We start from the raw sequence: 17,673 nt of genomic DNA on the forward strand, positions 1-17,673 counted from the left end.
CACTTCCTTTCCAAATAGGTTCATTATACAGTAGATGAGAAAAGTATGAGTGAAAGTAGGTTGAATTTGTGAATTCTTTTAAACGGCATTGGGGATTATGGTTGACGGCCGCAATTTTATTTGTTTTGTTCGTCAGTTCTAGCATGACCTATAAGGAACAAACAACCGTCCCGTTAATGGAACGTTTGTTGCATAATGAGCCGTTCAAGCCATTCTTAAGTAGCATTCAGTTTAATTATGCCGGCGAGACACAGTCAGTTGCTAAAGTCGGATATTTTAAGTTCGTTGAGTTTTTTGTGCGCAAAGGGGCCCACGTTAGTATCTTTTTCTTATTGGGCTTGGGTTTGACGCAAGGGACGTTTATGTATCAAAAAAATCGGTGGTTGCATTGGCCGCTGATGGTGTTGAGTTGTACCGGAATTGCAGCATTTGATGAGTTTCATCAAATGCTGACAGGCGGGCGCACGCCGTTGTTTCAGGATGTGATGCTAGACACGGTTGCCGCTGCGATTGCAGTGACCTTCATGTGGGGATGGTTGTGGCGTCAGAAGCGGCGTTGAATAACCGCGCGTTCTTTGCTATAATTTTAGCGATCCATATGCTTCTATACTTATGAAAAGAGGGTTTATCATGTCAGGACATTCCAAATGGCATAACATTCAGGGCCGTAAGAACGCTCAGGATGCGAAGCGTGGTAAGATTTTCCAGAAGTTATCACGTGAATTATACATGGCAGCAAAGCAAGGTGGTCCTGACCCCAGTGGTAACCCATCCCTCCGTTTGGTCATGGACAAAGCCAAAGCTGCCAACATGCCTAAGGACAATATCAAGCGGGCATTAGACAAGGCGAGTGATCGCGATGCGGCTAATTATGATGAAGTTACCTATGAAGGCTATGGCCCGGGTGGCGTTGCAATCCTGGTTGAAGCGTTAACGGACAATCGAAATCGAACCTCCAGTTCAGTTCGGGTTGCCATCACCCGTCATGGCGGCAATATGGCGGCAGCCGGTGCGGTTTCTTACATGTTTGATCGCAAAGGGTATCTCGTTATCTCACGTGAAGCGTATGATGTCGATGAAGATCAGATGTTGGAAGATGCACTCGAAGCTGGGGCTGAAGATATGCAAACTTCAGACGATGCTTACGAAATCTACACCGATCCCAAAGAATTCGCACAGGTTCGCGATGCTTTGGAAGAAAAAGGGTATAAATTCGTCCAGAACGAATTGACGATGGTACCACAAAATCTGACCCCGATTCCTAAAGATAAAGTCGAACAATTCCAAGCCATGATCGATCAGCTAGAAGACGATGATGATGTGCAAGAAGTCTACACAGCTGGCGACTGGCCGGACGATTAATGAGTTGAATAAATGAGTGAAGAGGCTGGGCTATCATTCCCAGTTTCAAACTAAAGGCGTACTATTTCTCGAATTTGACGAGAAATGGTACGCCTTTTAGATTCTCTACATTAGTATCAATAGCATTTAACGATTTTAGCACCAAGGCGGAGTAATCTCTGGCTAGATGGATGGCGTTGCATAGCTAGGGCGGAAACAGCGCGGCTAAGGGACAGAGTGTGAGCATCTTGAGACATAATGATCGTATTTTTAATCACCGTGATCAATGTCCTTATGTGCAAACGATGACACCCGAAAAAGCATGACGGGTAAATTTTTTATGTTAATGACAAACTCGTCCTTGCCTGCGAATTCTTTTAATGCAGGAGGAAAAAATATGCAGTCAGTGAAAACGTTATTGACCAACGCATTAGACAAAGGAGCCAGCGATATTTACTATTTGCCAAATCCGCATGGTTATCTGATTCGGCTTCGGTTACCGACAGGGTTAGTGACTTTAGGGCAACTGGAAACGCGCATAGGTCAGCAAGAGATTAATTATCTGAAGTTCATGGCTGGGATGAATGTTGCAGAGCATCGCCGTGTCCAGTTAGGCGCATTTTATCATCCGGACTCTGATGTTTTTCTGCGTTTAAGCTCGGTGGCAGATTTTCGGGGCCGCGAATCATTGGTGGTGCGACTGATCAGTGGTATTCCAGATGCGCAGGGTGCACGTCAGTTGTTGGATCGATTAATGAGTATTTTGACGCAACGCCGAGGCATGTTGACATTGGCTGGCCCAACCGGATCGGGTAAAACAACGTTACTGTACCAGCTTGCAACTCGCTTGGCCGCCTCGAAAATGGTGCTGTCTATCGAGGATCCTGTCGAAATTAATCAGCCCCAGTTTCTGCAACTTCAGGTTAACCCAGAAGCGGAAATGAGTTATCCGCAGTTGTTAAAGGCCGCTTTACGTCATCGCCCGGATGTATTGCTGATTGGTGAAATCCGCGATCGGCAAACCGCCCAGAGCGCCTGTGAAGCTGCCATTAGCGGTCATATTGTGCTTGCGACCGTGCACGCACGTTCGGCCAACGACACCCCACTGAGACTGACTAGCTTTGGCTTACCTGCCGAATTGGTTTCTGCCGCCTTAACAGCCAGTGCCGCAATCACGTTGCAGTATCGTCCAACGATTCATCCGGTAGCTGAAGTGGTTGTTTTTGAGCCGGCGCATCAAAGCGGTGCAACGGAGGTGGTTTCGTGAAAGTGCCTCTGATCGTTCAGGAACGTTTTTGTCGTCAAAGTGCAGCCTTAATGAAGGCGGGTTTCAATCTGAGTGACGTATTCGCCTATTTGCAAGTGAGTTTGCCTAAACACACCGCGATTTGGCAAGGAATTGAAAATGAATTGGCTAACGGCATAGCCTTTTCGGATGCAGTTGCGCGCCAGGATCTGGCACCGATTCTTTTCCAACAATTGCAGTTGGCTCAGGTTCATGGTGACTTAGCGAAAGCGTTGACGATTGCGGCGGATTATCTTCACTTACGGGTTCGCAATCGGCAACGCATTGTACAGTTGCTGGTTTATCCGTGTCTGTTATTGGCAATGCTGGTGGTCTTACAGATTGTCGTTGTTTTTGGCGTTCTTCCGGCGCTTTCTTTACCACAGTCGAATTTAGTCGCGCTTCAATTGATTGGGTTGGGCGTGGTGACAGTGATTGGATTCTTGGGTTACTGCTACTGGCATCGTTTGTCGCCGCTCAAACGTCTACTGGTGTTACAGAACGTCCCGGGGATGCGCCAACTGCTACGAACCTATTATCAGTTTCAGTTTACAGCAGGAGCGGCTCAATTTTTGTTGGCAGGTGCAGATATTGCCAACTTTTGCCAGCACTTAGCAACCTTAGACGGACCGATGGGGAAATTAGGCATCCGCATTCAGGCGAAGGTTCAACAGGGATACGAATTAAGTGTGGCGCTTCAAGAGCCGTTGATTCCCGCTGAAGTTGCCCGTTTGCTAACCATGGGCCAATCGCATCATTTGGTCGCAACCGGGTTAAAACTTTTTGGTGAACAGCTTTTCTCGCGGCTTCAACAACAATTGGAACGACTGGTGAGCTTGGTACAGCCGTTTTTGTTTCTAATCATCGGCGGAGAGATTTTACTGGTGTATTTACAAATCTTATTACCACTTTATCAATCTATAGGGGGTTAAGCATGAAACGAAAAAAGTTGCGCGCATTTACCTTAATTGAAGTAGTTGCGGCGCTGGGAGTCATTATTCTACTGACGCTCGCGCTGGTTTTGACCATTCAGGGCCAGATGAAACGTGTTGATACTCAGAACCTGAAAGCAACCGTGGCGACGGTCAACACCCAGTTGGAAATGACTTACAATGAGCCAGATCACGGCGGGGTTGATTTTAGTTCTCCGGATCAATTAGTTAAAAAAGACGTGATTTCACAAAGCCAGGCAGACACCCTTAAAAAAGGCGGGTTTAAGCTGACAGCAGGATCACCACCGACGTTTAGCAAATGAAACGGCTACATGGTTTTACCTTGATTGAAGTCGTGGCTGTCATGTTTGTCATAACTGCATTAGCAATCGTTGCGGTCCCGGTTGGCCGAAATGTTTTAACGCAATACCGCGAACGTGAATTTATGGAAGCCTTGGTGGAAGAATGGGAAATGCTTAAAATGCGGGCAAGAGCTGAACCATCAAGTGGCAATATGTATGTGAATGGTGAAAAAAGGGAAGTTAGATTCGTGACTCAAGGCAAGACAAAGATCCTTGCTTTCCCTGAATCATTGGCATTTGGTGGTGAAAGTAGGATGGAATGTAACCCAAACGGAAAAATAGTCACGGCAGGATCGTTATATTTCAGACATTTTAAAGACATTACTTGGAAGATAAGTTTTCAGCTAGGATGGGGGCGAGCAATATTGACCAAAAATTAAGTGGGGTGTTGTTAGTCGAACATCTTGCGGCTTTGGGCGTGGTTCTCATGGCTGTGGGTTGGTTGGCGTTATTGATGAGGACTTATCAGCAAGTTGTCATACCTGTCCGACAAGAAACCACTGCTTACTATGCCGCTCGCGTTGCTTTAATGCGGGTGCCTGCGCGTGGTGGGGAAACTCAGGTTAGCGTTGGCCCTGATGTTTGGAAGGTAGTGGTGAGCGCAAAGGAGGTTCGGGTTGATGCCAATAACTCGACGGCCAGCTATACCTTTAACCCTTAGCGCCTTCACCTTGATCGAAGTTGTGATTGGATTAGGAATCATAGTCGCGGTGATGTTGCTTTGGTCGCCGCTTTTGACAGGCGTTCAACGTTTTACAAATCAAGATCAATATTTACTGCATGCACTGCAAGCAGATGCAGACTTACAGGCTAATGTGCGGACCCATCGGATGAAACTCGAGTCGCTTAAACAGAAACGGGTCAGGCTTCAGGGAAAAGATGGTCATCAATCGAAATTTTATGTTTTTGAGTTTTATACCAAAAATGGCAACAGTATGATTCGCGCTAGAACCAATGATGGGGGCCATATTCCATTATTTATGCAAATCAAGTCCGGCCAATTTTTGGGGTCCGTTCATGGCTTTTTGTATGAGATAAGATTGGGTACTAACCAGACTTTTGAAGGCGGGGTGCGGCTTAATCAATGAAATTACGTGGAAGTGTGCTGGTTAATACCATCATTTTATTCGGTATATTTTTGACGATGACAATTGGGATGTTTAAGCAGTTTAACCGCTGGCAGCAGCATTATCAAATTATTAAGCAAGTCGAAAAGTCCCAGTTTAAGTCGGCTTATTCGCAGTGGCGGCAAAATGCGGAAGGAGTCAACCATCATGATAAGTCAGAAACAGCTGACAGTGCGAGCTTGAAATCTAGTCAGGCGAGTGAAGTAAGTGTCAGTCCAACGAGGTCAATGCCAGTGGTTGAAAAGACGGTCAGTGAGACAGATACCAAATCGGTGCCCTAGGTTAAAGAATGATCCCGCTTGAATAAGGTATTTCCAATCGGTACACTGGTAAATGGAGCGTTGAAGGGGCGCGTTAGCAGCAGACTCCCAATAAAATGCTTATTGGCCGTATATGGTCATGATGATGCGCGGCTTCAACCATAACGCGCTCACCGGCGCAGGGATCTGCATGTAAGGACCTTGGTCGCAATGGCCAAGATCGGGCCATCACGCCCAAGGCCACTTACACTCGATCCCTAAGCGCGCCGGTTCGCGCTCAATCATAACGCGCTCACCGGCGCAGAAGTCTGCGTGTAAGAACCTCAGTCGCAATGGCCAAAGTGCGGCCATCACGCCTGAGGCTGCTTACACTCCGACTTCTAAGCGCGCCGGTTCGCGCTCACTTTATTTAGGGGGTTGTCTTTGTGGCGAATGAACATCTTGAGAAGCTTTATCATGTTTTGGATGAAAGCACCACGATTTTGCATCAGCAGTTGAAATCTACTGATATTGCGGCAATTACTGAAGCTGGCGAAGATCTTTCTTCTGGTGAAGTGATGCAAGAAGATGGGTTGCCTAATGATGAAGCTAAGAAGAAACTGGAAGCTTTGTTTGGTCAGGTGAAGTTGGCAACATATGAACCGGAAGAAATACGGCAGGCTTTGCAGCTGGTACTGGTTAAAGCCATCAAAGTTGATGGCATTGAACCCAATAAACAGATCACACCGGATGCCATGGCCAGTCTTGCAACCTTTATGGCGACCGTTTTTGATCAGCAGCAACCGAACCAACTCAAAGTGGCGGACTTGGCAGTTGGAAGCGGGAACTTGTTGTTTGCAGTGATGAATCAACTACACAAAGCACGTAACGTTACGGTAAAAGGTTACGGTGTTGATAATGACGAGGCCTTGTTGGCGGTTGCCGGGATGAGCAGTAGCTTACAACACCTGGACGTTGAACTGTTTCATCAAGATGCACTGGATGGGCTTTTATTTAAGGATATTGATGTGGTGGTCTCCGATTTGCCGGTGGGGTATTACCCTGTAGATGAACGGGCAAAGAAATTTGCGACTGCAGCCAAAAAGGGTCATTCATATGCGCATCATTTGCTCATTGAACAAAGCATGAAAGTATTGAAACCAGGCGGATTGGGGATGTTTTATGTACCAAGTCGGGTCTTTCAGTCCGAAGAAGCTGCCGGTTTAACCGCATGGCTGGCGGAAAAAACTTACTTCCAAGGCTTGCTTAATTTGCCAGATGATTTTTTTGCCGATAAGCAAGCAGAAAAGAGCCTGCTGATTCTTCAAAAGCCAAGTCAGGACGTGAAGCGCGCTAAACAAGTCTTACTCGGTCAGTTCCCGAACTTGAATGATCGTGAGGCATTCGCCGCCTTCATTGCAAAGGTTAAAGACTGGGCTGCCGCCAATATTGCACAATAGGGCGCGGCGGCTTGTCTGTGAAGACTATGCGGAATTGCGTCAGGTTCCGGCGATACAATGTGGCGAGTGGGATCATCGCTAAGCTGGCTCTTAAAGGGAAAAATCAATCCTGCCTATTGCTGATTGTTAGAAATGAATCGTTAGACGTCAGAAAACTGGCGTCTATTTTTGACTCAAAATAAGCTACCGAGACGATTCTTCAAAGGGCATTTTCTGCTTTTTGGGGAACAATCAGGTAGAATAGATAGTTATAAACAGGAGGTTGGTTATGTCGTTATTGAGTATTGCTTACGTACTCATTGCCATTGTTGCTGTCGGCGTCACGATTTTTGACATTGTGCAGGTACGGATACGAGCGCGTCCGAAAGCATGGCGTATTCTTTTATATCTGGCAGTTGCGGCGTTTAGTCTGGTGTTAACCTTGCAACAAAGCCGTTCCTTTGACGACTTGATCAGCGGCGGGTTCATTGTTGTCATGTTTCTTTGTTTTGCAAGCTGGCAAAAAGGTTTAGCTGATCCCGCTATCATTGGTGGTTTGGGTAGTATTCGCATGTATCAGAATCTGACCGGGGTTGTCTTACAAGCTCAGCCTAAAGGAACGGTTTTGTTGGCACAGGCGGGAAATCTGACGGTGTTAAAATTGCAGTTTCGTCAGGATCCGCCGACCATTAACGCATTTTTAGCTGACAAGATGCCGCCTGACCGCATTAGTATTGACGATTAGGTGTGAATGATTTGGGGTTTTCTGAAAATGGTGTATAATTTTTCTAATACCGCATGCTATTATTCAGACGGCAACAACTATTTTGGCCGTCTCTATTAATAAGTGTGACACAAGGATAGTCAGACAATGATTAGTTTTAAGCTTGGTTCGCGCCGTTGAAACAAGATGAAAAATAAGTTTCAAGACTGTTTTATGCTTTTAAAGGAGGATGAGTATGCAAGCCGAAAAAGATGATCGGCCTGAACTAGCACGTCATTTGAAGAGTCGCCATGTTCAACTGATTGCAATAGGCGGCACGATTGGGACTGGCTTGTTTTTGGGCTCTGGTCAATCGATTCACTCGGCAGGACCGTCCATTTTATTTGCTTATTTAATAACTGGTGGCATTTGCTTTTTGCTAATGCGCGCATTAGGCGAGTTGTTGATGTCTGATGTGGATTCACATACTTTTATTGATTTCATCACAAAATACTTGGGTAAGGATGCCGGATGGGTGACTGGCTGGACTTACTGGATATGCTGGGTAGCACTTGCGATGGCTGAAGTGACGGCGATTGGATTATATATTCGGTTCTGGTTGCCTGATGTGCCGCAGTGGCTACCCGGTTTAATTGCTTTAGCGATCTTGTTGTTGTTGAATCTGGTCAGTGTCGGATTGTTCGGAGAAGCCGAATTCTGGTTTGCCTTGATTAAAATTGTGGCCATCATTGGACTCATTGTTTTGGGCATCTTCATGGTAATTGTTCGCTTTAAAACGCCACTTGGTCATGCCAGTCTTGACAATCTTGTTAACGATGGCGGCTTTTTCCCTAAAGGCGTTGGCGGTTTTCTCATGTCGCTGCAGATGGTTGTGTTTAGTTTTGTCGGCATTGAAATGGTCGGCTTGACTGCTAGTGAGACCAAAAATCCGCATAAGGTGATTCCGGAAGCGATCAATGAAATTCCAATGCGGATTTTGCTGTTTTATGTGGGGGCCTTGTTTGTCATCATGTGTATTTATCCATGGCGGCATGTCTCCCCGGTTAACAGCCCGTTTGTTGAAGTCTTTAATAATGTGGGGATTCCGTTTGCGGCCGATATTATTAACTTTGTGGTATTAACCGCGGCGGCCTCGGCTTGTAATTCATCTATTTTTAGCACAGGGCGGTTATTATTTTCGCTAACGTTGAACGGAAAAAGTCAATCAGCGCAGTGGACTGCCAAACTTTCACGACGCCAGGTGCCAGCCCGGGCGATTCTAGTCTCAACCGGTGTCATTGCCGTAGCGGTTGTCTTGAACCTTTTTCTCCCCGGCTCGGTTTTCACGCTGGTTTCAAGTATGGCAACGATCAGTTTTCTGTTTGTTTGGGGCATGATCATGTTGGCACATTTGCGGTACAAGAAGTTGCATCCCCACAGTACCGACTTTCGGATGCCCTTGTACCCATTTGCCGATTATCTCGTGCTGGGTTTTCTGCTATTAACCGCAGTGATCATGATGTTTGATCGCGCAATGTTATCGGCGCTGATCTTCGCAATTGTGTGGATTGCCACACTCTTTATATTGCGGAGGCTGCGGCGAGCGGAAAAAGCGGCATAACGCACATTGTCGACAGGAAGAGGGGCTTTGCGTGGTAAAAGTTGTGACTTATCAGCGACTAACCGATGATATTGTGACTGCCCCTAATCAAAAAGATCGGCTTCCTGCTAATTACTGTTGGAAGCCGACGTTGGGTTTTCGCTTCAAGGCCGATCTGGTTTATGCCGGTGCGTGGCTGTTTGCTCAGGGGTATTGCCGCATCGGGGTGCAGGTGCGTCATCGCAGCGTTTTACGCCAGGCAGCCGGTCGCGGTTACTTTGTTTATGGCAACCACACGCAGCCATTTGGGGATGTTTTTACGCCGATGCGCGTTAATCAGGCGCGACGGGTGGCGACATTAGCGGCACCGGCAAATTTGAGTGTCCCGATTCTTGGACGGTTGGTTCCATACGGCGGTGGTCTATTAGTCCCCAAACAGTTGCACCAACTACGCGCCTTTAATACTGAAATCAAACGGTTAATTGCGGCCAAACAAGTTGTGATGATCTATCCGGAGGCTCACGTTTGGCCATATTATACCGGTATCCGCCCGTTTGAGTCCGGTGCATTTCATTATCCGGCTGAACTAAATGCACCCGTATTTGTCACCACCATGACTTATCAACGGCGACACTGGTGGCCTCGGCCTAAACGCATTTTGTATGTCGATGGTCCTTATTGGCCGGATCAGCAGCTGCCATTAAAAATGCGCCAAAAACAGTTAGCAACCACAGTCCGGACCGTAATGAAGAAGCGAGCTAAATTGAGCAACGTTGCCTATATTCACTATCAGCAGCAAAAGGAGGCGCAACCGTGACCATGAATATTTTATTTTGCGGTGATGCCAACATGACCGATGGTGTTTTGCTTGCAACCTTATCCTTGATGCGGCAAACGCGTGAGCCGCTGCATATCTTTGTTTTGACCGCGACACTGACAGTTAACGATCATCGTTATAAGCCGTTTCCAGTTGCGACCGCCGCGCAAATGACCAAGTTGATGCAAAAAGAAAACCCAGTGCATCAGTTCACGCGAATTGATATAACGAATTTGTTTGAGGCAAATCCGCCGCGCGCTAATCTAACAACGATGTTTACGCCTTATTGTATGTTACGGTTGTATGCCGATTTGGTGCCACAGTTACCGGATCGCATGCTTTATCTGGACACCGATGTCATTTGTCGGCGGCCATTTGCTGCGTTTTACCATGAGTCCATGACTGGTGTTGATATTGCCGGCGCGTTGGACCACTATGGCAAATGGTGGTTTCATCACCGGTTGATGTGGTTTGATTATCTCAATTCCGGCGTTTTGCTGATGAATCTTGCTAGAATTCGCGCAGATGGTTTATTAGCGCGCTGTCGTCAGTTGTTACAGCAGCGGTGGCTGTTTATGCCGGATCAGAGTGCCTTAAATAAGCTGGCCAAGTGTAAACGGATTCTGCCGCCAAAATACAATGAGCAGCATAAGCTTGAGCCGGATACGGTTTTTCAGCACTTTACGACATCGTTTCGCTTTTGGCCGCGTTTTCGCATTGTGACGGTCAAGCCGTGGCAGATTCATGCCGTTCATCAGCAGCTAGGATTGCATGAATATGATGATTTGCTGAAAGACTATCGCCGGCTAGCACCTAAATTGAAAGAAGTGTCCTAAATGCCAACTCCAACTACGGTTCCAATTTTCTTTTCCGTCGATGATGGCTACGTCCCTTGTCTGGCCGTTGCTTTGACTTCGATTCGGGCAAATAAAAATCCACGCGTTAATTTTGAAATCAATATTCTTAATAATGGCTTATTACCCGCCAATCAAAAGCGGTTGGCTGCTTTAGGGACATCCAATTTTGACATTCGCTTTATCGCGATGGATAAGGTCACGCGACAAATCAGTGGTGATACAAACAAACTGCGCGGTGATTACGTGACCATGACCATTTATTTTCGTTTGTTTATCGCGGATATGTTTCCACAGTATGACAAAGCGATTTATATTGATGCGGATACGGTGGCAGAAGACGACTTGACCACTTTGTTTGCAACGGATTTAGGTGATAACCTAGTTGCCGGTGTGGCTGATCCGGTAATGATGACTTATCCGGAAACCATGACTTACATTCAACGCGATTTCGGCATTCAGCCAGGTAAGTATATTAATTCCGGTGTTTTGGTGATGAATCTTGCGCAGATGCGTCAGGAGCATTTTTCCGATCGGTTCTTGCACTTGTTGAAGACTTACCACTTTACGATGATTGCTGCCGACCAGGATTATATCAATGTCATCGCACAACATCGCATCAAATATTTACCGAAACTCTGGAATATGCAAACCGGAGTCCCTGCGGCTGCAGAAGCTGGTGGAAAGTTGATTCACTATAATTTGTTTGGCAAGCCTTGGCATTATCATCATGCTAAATTAGGCGATCGCTTTTGGCGGTATGCACCGGATTCGGGATTTGAGGCGGAACTGAAGCAGCAGTTGGCAGCATTTACGTTGGCGGATCAGCAGGCTGATCGGCAAAGTATGAGTGGGATGTTGCAGACGGCTATTGATGTTTGCCACACGGAGAATACAATTTTGAATGCCGTTAAACATGGCGAGCAGGTGGCGCTATGAAATCGGGCCGGTTTGTCGGTCCGGATCGCGCGGAAGTTGTTGGCAATATTCGGCGTGCGGTGGCGGCTAAAGCGTTTAATATTAAAGTTGAAGAACATGATCCGGTGTTTTCCAAGTCGGAGGAGCAGCGGATTGTGACACATTACTTACAACAGCGTCAGGACAAGCTGTTTAAGCTCAAGACACTGGTTTGTCGCTTGGTCGTTAATGCCTATGCGTTACAGGTGACCAAAGATGTTGAAGTAGTCGGGGTCGATAAAATTCGGGGCATCAAAAGTGGCGGTGTGATTACAAGCAATCATTTCAGCCCATTTGAAAATATGGCCGTGCGTAAAGCCGTGCATCTGGCAGGACGGCACCGCATGTATATTGTCAGTCAGGATACAAACTTGGCAATGAAAGGGCTGCTAGGCTTTGTGATGAACTATGATGATACGATTCCGCTGTCCGGACGCCCCAGTTTCTTAAATGGTCCGTTTAAACAAATGTTAAATGCGGCGTTTGCGGGCCATCACTGGGTGTTGATCTATCCTGAACAGGAAATGTGGTTCAATTATCGTAAACCACGACCACCTAAGCGCGGCGCTTATTTCTATGCTGCCGAGGCGGGCGTTCCGATTATCTCCTGTTTTACGGAAATTCGTGATCTGCCAGTCCGCGAGAATCAGCAACTGCGCGAAGTCCGTTATATTTTGCATGTTCTTGATCCAATTTATCCGGATCCGCAGCTTTCGGCGCGCGACAATAGTTTTTACATGATGCAGCGTGATTATGCCCAAAAATGTCAAGCGTATGCAGCCGCTTATGGCAAACCGTTATCCTATGCTTTTACGCAGCAGGATATTGCTGGTTGGGATCCTGAACGGTAAGCCACAGAATAAGCTAACCAAAGGCGAACTTTTCTTTCGATGGGAAGTTCGTTTTTATTTTGCCATTTGGCGCGATCTGCTTAATGGGTCGAACCAAGCCTTAACGAAAACGGTATTTTTGTCACACCGATGCTGACGGCAGAATGCCACTTATAGAAAGGTACATCAAAACAGTTTATATGCTATAACAAAGGTGATATTTATCGCGGAAAGGAGACCCTAATTGATCGATGTTACTGACGATCATGCTTTTCATTTATATAATCAAAAGATCAGCTATATTTGTGCGTTATTGCCAAATGGTCAGTTGGGCCATCTCTATTTTGGCCCAAGATTATCGTTGACGACTGCTGATTTGACCTATCTATCGCAAGGTTCCAGTCCGTTTGCGTGGATGGCTAACTTTTCCGACGATCAGCCGTTTGCATTAGGTGATGCGCAACAGGAGTATCCGGTTTATGGAACTGGCGATTTTCGGCAAGGCAGTTTAAGTGTGACCCAAGCAGACGCACCCGTGTATCCGAATTTTGTGTTTAAAGATTATCAGGTGAGTCACACCAAAATGCGGGATTTGCATCATCCAACGAGCTTTGGTAATCCAGCCCTGACCGATATTTTGACAATTCACCTTGAAGATGAAACGGCGCAGTTATTATTAACGCTGCAGTATACGATTTTTTCGGATAGTGCCACGGTCGTTCGGGTAGCTACTTTGACGAACCAAGGTGCTGAGCCGGTTATGATTGAGCGGATGTTGAGCGGGGCGCTGAATTTACCCCAAGGCCGTTATGATGTTGTTCACTTGTCAGGTAACTGGGCCAAAGAGCGGCATATTCAGACACAGCCTTTGACGCAAGGAACGTTTTCAGTGGAATCTTTGCGCGGGGCATCGAGTCATGAACAAAATCCGTTCGTCGCATTGCACGCAGCCGGACAACCCTTTGCTGTTGGCGATGCTTACGGTGCGAACTTAGTCTATTCGGGGAACTTTCTGGATAGCATTGAAGTTAATGAATGGGATCAGACGCGGCTTTTGGCTGGCATTCATCCGGCTTCTTTTAGCTGGCGACTAGATCCGAAAACCAGTTTTACTACCCCTGAAGTGGTCTTAAGCTTTAGTTCAGCGGGACTAGCTGGTTTATCCCAAGTCAATCAGCGTTTTGTGGCCCGGCATATTATTGACCCGCAATGGCGCCAAAAGCCGCGTCCGGTTGTTTTGAACAGTTGGGAAGCGACCTATTTTGACTTGAATGAACAAAAGTTGCTGCATCTGGCTAAATTGGGACGTCAGGTGGGGGTTGACTGTTTTGTTCTTGATGATGGCTGGTTTGGTACCCGTGATAATGATTTAAGTTCATTGGGGGATTGGTTCACAAATAAGCATAAGTTTCCGGATGGCTTAGGGCATTTTGCTGAGGAAATTCATGGCCTCGGCCTTCAGTTTGGCCTGTGGTTTGAACCGGAAATGGTATCGCCTCGATCGCAATTTTTCAAGGAACATCCGGATTGGGTGGTCCGTCCCAAGCGCGGCCGAATGTCGATCACGCGTCATCAATATGTTCTGGACTTTAGTAATCCAGCGGTCGTGAATAATATTTTTGCGCAAATGCAACGCGTTATTACCGAAACCAAGCTTGATTATGTGAAGTGGGATCTCAATCGCAGTATTACCGAAGCCTATTCACCCTACCTGGCAAAAATTGGGCATCCTCAAGGTGAATTCTTCCATCGCTATGTACAAGGCGTCTATACCCTCTATCAAAAGCTGCTCACGGCCTTTCCCCACCTGCTGATTGAAGGCTGTGCTGGTGGTGGCGGGCGCTTTGATTTGGGGATTCTCTTTTATAGTCCGCAAATCTGGACCAGTGATGATTCTGATGCGATCGAACGGTTGGCAATTCAATCAGGAACCGCACTGGCTTATCCGTTAAGTTGTATGAGCAATCACGTGACGGCGATACCGAATGAACAAGTCGGACGCTCCACACCGTTGGCTACGCGATTTCGTGTGGCAGCATTTGGCATTCTCGGCTATGAATTGGATTTAACCAAACTGGATGATGCGGCATTGGCAGCAATCAAAAACCAAATTGCTTATTATCATGAATTACAACCATTAGTCTTAAATGGTGATTTTCGGCTGCTTTTGCCACGTCAATCCAACAGCCAGAATCAAGTAGCATGGCTGCTAAGCGATCATTCCCGCAAGCGTTTAGTCTTAGGCTTCTTCCGCGTCCTTGCCGATGCAGACAGCCGCGCCGTGCAGTATATGAAGATACCGGTTGCCCAGCCAAACCAACGTTATTGGGTAAACGGTCACACTGGGCCGGTTTCCGGTGATGTCTTGCAGCGGGTTGGCGTTCGCTTACCGATCCAATTCAATGGCGCTAACCGGCAACAAGCCCAATTGATCGGTGACTATCAATCGGCCTTATTGACTTTTGACGGGGTGACAGCAACCAAAACCGGCAAGCATCAACCTGAGACTCGCAAGCAGCAGAAGGTTGGACATGCTTGAGACGTTACTACGCGGCTCGGGTTTAGTTAATCGCCTAGTTTGAAATTTGAACAATAACAAAAAAAAGCTCGTTGCAACGGGCTTTTTTCATTTCATGATATTTGATTGTCGCCATTCAACAATTTATGATGGCGAATGGCGGCTTTTCACCAGTAGTAAGATGCCTGAAGCAAGATTCATAGCGCCGGCAATGATGCTGAGGCTGCCAGCAACAATTGTTATGATACTGAGTGGTAAATGGTTGGCTTTTTTCAAGTTTGACATTCCTTTCTAGAGTTGCGGTGGGTCATAGCTGGCACAAAAACAATGGCGAAGGTTGATGATTTCTTTCTTTCGTTTAATATCCGTATTTTAACAAATGTAACTGGTTAAAGGTGAAGTTTATTTGGTCACGTTAAGTGAGATTCTTATGGACTGAACTCACTTTGAATAGGGGATTTCAACAGCTAAGATCGGACACTAAACGTACACTTTTTGTGCACTTCACTTCAAAAACACCCCTAAACAGCACAAAATAAAAAGCCCCGAAACGCTGATTTAACAGCATTTCGGGACTAACCAGAAACAAGAAAAAGGGTCAAAATGGAGGTGAGGAGTCTCCAACTCCATTAGCCTTAACCGCTGATATAACAGCATTTGTGCGGTGGCCTTACTCCAAATGTTACCTAAAATGTTACCTGTTCCATATAATCTGCTAACTTTTCGATGCCTTCTCGAGCATCCGACTGATTCATGCCAGCATATATGCGAAGCGTCACATCGGGCGTAGAGTGACCGGCAAGCCGCTGTACAGTCGAAACATCAACACCGCTGCGAATCATATTCGTTACAAAAGACTTACGCAGACCGTGCAATGTGATGCGAGGTGTAAGGTGGTTTGCTTCAATAATATCTTTCAGCCACTTGTTAGGCCTGTTAATGCCTAAACGTTTTTCAAAGTGTTGTGGAGATGGGAACAGTGGCCGATCATCTCGAATGCTGATAATCTTGCTTGTGTCAAGTAATGCTATCCACTTTTTAAGCTGTATTGTCACTTTCGGGGTTAATGGTATTGTGCGCATACCCGCGGTTGACTTGGTGCCTTTAATTGATTCCTTACCATTCAGACCAGTTGCATAGGCTTTATTGATTGACAGTGTGGACGTTTTGAAATTAACATCTGATACGTTCAGGGCGCATAGTTCTTCACGCCTGATACCGGTGCTAACCATCAGCAGAAACATTGTGTACTTTTCTGGATCGTTATTAGGATCAATGCAAGTTAGGAATCGGGCGACTTGCTTGTTATCCCAGTACACTGGTGACTTTCCAGATCGTACCCCGCGTGGCAATTCGACACCGTCTGCGGGGTTCTTTTCGATGTACTGCATCTTAACAGCAAATGAGAGTATCTTTTTCAAATAAATGAAACGTTCCTTGTATGCCTTGGTGGTTGTTTCTCGCCACTGACTGACAGCACTTTGAATGCTGCCGGTTTTTATCGCGGTGAGAGTTTTAGAACCAAACATAGGGATCAAGTGGTTATGGAAAAGTTGCTTAGTCTTATAGGCTGTACTTCCTTCCACAGTTTGAACATAGATCGGCCACCACTGATTGTACAAATCACTAAAGGTATGAACCGGTGGGGTAGTGTCTTCTTCATCATATAAACCATTAGCCACGTCTAGCTTGAGTTTTGACTCTAGTAGACGTGCTTTTTGCATGCTTTGAACATTGCGAACAATATTCTTGCGTTTTCCAGCAACAAGCCCAGCATTGACCGTTACGCGGTAGCGAACTGCACCAGACTTAAGCTTGACTTTCTTAATTGCCATATTCTTCTCCTATCCGTCACGCTGGGCAGGCGGTGTTAGATTGGAGAGTTTTCGCCGAAAATGGCGAAAAGGTGGCGGCCGATTTTTCGGCCATGATATTGGATTTATTATTTTGGAATAATAGATGCTTCTACAGTACGTCCGTATGGAAGATTAACAATCATCTTATAATCACTGTCGGCTTCGAAAATAAGGCGTTTGGGTGCAAGACTAAGCGAGACATATTCGACAATGTGCTGGGTGCATGAAGTATAAAACTGTTCTTGAAATGCTGCAGGCATTTTATCGAAATACATTCGTTTAAATTGCAACGCTTCTTCTTGGTGCTTGTCTTGTGACCACCCAGCGACGTATACATAAGCCGAATACGGTACCTTATAATCCTGAGGATCGCTCAGGCCTTTATTAAAAAAGAATACCCCAACTCTAAAATAGTATTTATTCACAGATAGCTGTCCGTTATCAGCTGAAATAATTAAATTGAAAAAACTCCCACCTGGGTCGTCGCTTTCAGAAACTATATTCAGTGCGGAAAGCTTGTCAGCAACAGCATCATAAGATAGATCAAACGGTACAAAATCAAAAAAATCAGCTGGAGTTATACCGAAATATAAACACAGTCTATTGAGCGTTACCGACTGAATGCCACCGCCAACATTGTTGACCAAATTTGAAATAGTTGTTCTTGACAACCCAGTATCATCATGAACTTTTTTAATTGAATATCCCTTTTGAGCAATTAAAACATTAAGTCTATTTTGAAGCATATTCGTCACCTCACGGCCAATTATACAAAATTTGAAGTCGTGTGACTATAAAAGTTTTCAAATAGCC

At 46.0% G+C, this 17,673-nt stretch carries 19 protein-coding genes; 17 read left to right on the plus strand and 2 right to left on the minus strand.

The window, feature by feature from the left end; genetic code table 11:
* The first annotated feature begins 68 nt into the window (after nucleotides 1-68).
* From EL173_RS05345 to EL173_RS05430, 17 genes are all read left to right on the plus strand, one after another.
* On the plus strand, nucleotides 69-560 hold the full coding sequence (locus tag EL173_RS05345) for a VanZ family protein (protein WP_005716007.1): 492 nt from the start codon (nucleotides 69-71) through the stop codon (nucleotides 558-560).
* A 70-nt stretch (nucleotides 561-630) separates the two neighbouring features.
* Nucleotides 631-1,362: a YebC/PmpR family DNA-binding transcriptional regulator gene (locus EL173_RS05350; protein ID WP_005684587.1), complete on the plus strand. Its 732-nt coding sequence runs from the start codon at nucleotides 631-633 to the stop codon at nucleotides 1,360-1,362.
* 376 nt (nucleotides 1,363-1,738) lie between these two features.
* The gene (locus EL173_RS05355) at nucleotides 1,739-2,608 is read left to right on the plus strand and encodes an ATPase, T2SS/T4P/T4SS family (RefSeq protein WP_014571239.1); all 870 of its coding nucleotides are present in this window, start codon (nucleotides 1,739-1,741) and stop codon (nucleotides 2,606-2,608) included.
* The gene (locus tag EL173_RS05360) at nucleotides 2,605-3,558 is read left to right on the plus strand and encodes a type II secretion system F family protein (RefSeq protein ID WP_005688784.1); all 954 of its coding nucleotides are present in this window, start codon (nucleotides 2,605-2,607) and stop codon (nucleotides 3,556-3,558) included. The genes EL173_RS05355 and EL173_RS05360 overlap by 4 nt, the downstream gene beginning before the upstream one ends.
* Nucleotides 3,559-3,560: 2 nt before the next feature.
* Complete coding sequence (locus EL173_RS05365; RefSeq protein ID WP_005684590.1) at nucleotides 3,561-3,881, plus strand: type II secretion system protein; 321 nt, start codon at nucleotides 3,561-3,563, stop codon at nucleotides 3,879-3,881.
* Nucleotides 3,878-4,300, plus strand: coding sequence for a type II secretion system protein (locus tag EL173_RS05370; RefSeq protein WP_005688785.1), 423 nt, complete (start codon nucleotides 3,878-3,880; stop codon nucleotides 4,298-4,300). The genes EL173_RS05365 and EL173_RS05370 overlap by 4 nt, the downstream gene beginning before the upstream one ends.
* Nucleotides 4,270-4,581: a hypothetical protein gene (locus EL173_RS05375; protein ID WP_005688787.1), complete on the plus strand. Its 312-nt coding sequence runs from the start codon at nucleotides 4,270-4,272 to the stop codon at nucleotides 4,579-4,581. The genes EL173_RS05370 and EL173_RS05375 overlap by 31 nt, the downstream gene beginning before the upstream one ends.
* Nucleotides 4,541-5,008: a hypothetical protein gene (locus EL173_RS05380; protein ID WP_014569400.1), complete on the plus strand. Its 468-nt coding sequence runs from the start codon at nucleotides 4,541-4,543 to the stop codon at nucleotides 5,006-5,008. Before EL173_RS05375 ends, EL173_RS05380 begins: the two co-directional genes overlap by 41 nt.
* Nucleotides 5,005-5,328: a hypothetical protein gene (locus tag EL173_RS05385; protein WP_005688791.1), complete on the plus strand. Its 324-nt coding sequence runs from the start codon at nucleotides 5,005-5,007 to the stop codon at nucleotides 5,326-5,328. The genes EL173_RS05380 and EL173_RS05385 overlap by 4 nt, the downstream gene beginning before the upstream one ends.
* A 404-nt stretch (nucleotides 5,329-5,732) precedes the next feature.
* Entirely contained in the window at nucleotides 5,733-6,746 is a 1,014-nt protein-coding gene (locus EL173_RS05395; protein WP_005688793.1) for a class I SAM-dependent methyltransferase, read from the plus strand.
* 268 nt (nucleotides 6,747-7,014) lie between these two features.
* A complete protein-coding gene (locus EL173_RS05400) occupies nucleotides 7,015-7,470 on the plus strand; it encodes a hypothetical protein (protein ID WP_005688795.1) in 456 nt (151 codons plus the stop codon).
* Between the two features lie 214 nt (nucleotides 7,471-7,684).
* Nucleotides 7,685-9,049 carry an amino acid permease gene (locus EL173_RS05405; RefSeq protein ID WP_005684599.1) on the plus strand — a complete coding sequence of 455 codons (1,365 nt, stop codon included), beginning with the start codon at nucleotides 7,685-7,687 and terminating at the stop codon, nucleotides 9,047-9,049.
* Between the two features lie 31 nt (nucleotides 9,050-9,080).
* Nucleotides 9,081-9,845 (plus strand): lysophospholipid acyltransferase family protein, encoded by a 765-nt coding sequence (locus EL173_RS05410; RefSeq protein WP_005688798.1) that lies wholly within the window; start codon nucleotides 9,081-9,083, stop codon nucleotides 9,843-9,845.
* A complete protein-coding gene (locus EL173_RS05415) occupies nucleotides 9,842-10,681 on the plus strand; it encodes a glycosyltransferase (RefSeq protein ID WP_014571241.1) in 840 nt (279 codons plus the stop codon). The genes EL173_RS05410 and EL173_RS05415 overlap by 4 nt, the downstream gene beginning before the upstream one ends.
* The gene (locus tag EL173_RS05420) at nucleotides 10,682-11,638 is read left to right on the plus strand and encodes a glycosyltransferase family 8 protein (RefSeq protein ID WP_005688802.1); all 957 of its coding nucleotides are present in this window, start codon (nucleotides 10,682-10,684) and stop codon (nucleotides 11,636-11,638) included. It begins immediately after the preceding gene.
* Nucleotides 11,635-12,507: a 1-acyl-sn-glycerol-3-phosphate acyltransferase gene (locus EL173_RS05425; protein WP_005688804.1), complete on the plus strand. Its 873-nt coding sequence runs from the start codon at nucleotides 11,635-11,637 to the stop codon at nucleotides 12,505-12,507. The genes EL173_RS05420 and EL173_RS05425 overlap by 4 nt, the downstream gene beginning before the upstream one ends.
* Nucleotides 12,508-12,730: 223 nt before the next feature.
* Nucleotides 12,731-15,025, plus strand: a complete 2,295-nt coding sequence (locus EL173_RS05430) for an alpha-galactosidase (protein ID WP_014571243.1) — start codon at nucleotides 12,731-12,733, stop codon at nucleotides 15,023-15,025.
* A gap of 665 nt (nucleotides 15,026-15,690) precedes the next feature.
* Here EL173_RS05430 and EL173_RS05435 read toward each other — a convergent pair.
* Nucleotides 15,691-16,839: a tyrosine-type recombinase/integrase gene (locus EL173_RS05435; RefSeq protein ID WP_019728364.1), complete on the minus strand. Its 1,149-nt coding sequence runs from the start codon at nucleotides 16,837-16,839 to the stop codon at nucleotides 15,691-15,693.
* Nucleotides 16,840-16,946: 107 nt separating this feature from the next.
* Nucleotides 16,947-17,606, minus strand: coding sequence for a helix-turn-helix domain-containing protein (locus EL173_RS05440; RefSeq protein WP_019728365.1), 660 nt, complete (start codon nucleotides 17,604-17,606; stop codon nucleotides 16,947-16,949).
* Nucleotides 17,607-17,673 lie beyond the last annotated feature (67 nt).

This window comes from Lacticaseibacillus rhamnosus (assembly GCF_900636965.1).
Classification (GTDB): Bacteria; Bacillota; Bacilli; order Lactobacillales; family Lactobacillaceae; genus Lacticaseibacillus; species Lacticaseibacillus rhamnosus.

Coding starts and splice junctions, on each gene's coding strand:
- EL173_RS05350 (WP_005684587.1), top strand. CDS start 631: ATGTCAGGACATTCCAAATGGCATAACATTCAGGGCCGTAAGAACGCT.
- EL173_RS05355 (WP_014571239.1), top strand. CDS start 1,739: ATGCAGTCAGTGAAAACGTTATTGACCAACGCATTAGACAAAGGAGCC.
- EL173_RS05365 (WP_005684590.1), top strand. CDS start 3,561: ATGAAACGAAAAAAGTTGCGCGCATTTACCTTAATTGAAGTAGTTGCG.
- EL173_RS05370 (WP_005688785.1), top strand. CDS start 3,878: ATGAAACGGCTACATGGTTTTACCTTGATTGAAGTCGTGGCTGTCATG.
- EL173_RS05375 (WP_005688787.1), top strand. CDS start 4,270: ATGGGGGCGAGCAATATTGACCAAAAATTAAGTGGGGTGTTGTTAGTC.
- EL173_RS05380 (WP_014569400.1), top strand. CDS start 4,541: ATGCCAATAACTCGACGGCCAGCTATACCTTTAACCCTTAGCGCCTTC.
- EL173_RS05385 (WP_005688791.1), top strand. CDS start 5,005: ATGAAATTACGTGGAAGTGTGCTGGTTAATACCATCATTTTATTCGGT.
- EL173_RS05400 (WP_005688795.1), top strand. CDS start 7,015: ATGTCGTTATTGAGTATTGCTTACGTACTCATTGCCATTGTTGCTGTC.
- EL173_RS05405 (WP_005684599.1), top strand. CDS start 7,685: ATGCAAGCCGAAAAAGATGATCGGCCTGAACTAGCACGTCATTTGAAG.
- EL173_RS05420 (WP_005688802.1), top strand. CDS start 10,682: ATGCCAACTCCAACTACGGTTCCAATTTTCTTTTCCGTCGATGATGGC.
- EL173_RS05425 (WP_005688804.1), top strand. CDS start 11,635: ATGAAATCGGGCCGGTTTGTCGGTCCGGATCGCGCGGAAGTTGTTGGC.
- EL173_RS05435 (WP_019728364.1), bottom strand. CDS start 16,839: ATGGCAATTAAGAAAGTCAAGCTTAAGTCTGGTGCAGTTCGCTACCGC.
- EL173_RS05440 (WP_019728365.1), bottom strand. CDS start 17,606: ATGCTTCAAAATAGACTTAATGTTTTAATTGCTCAAAAGGGATATTCA.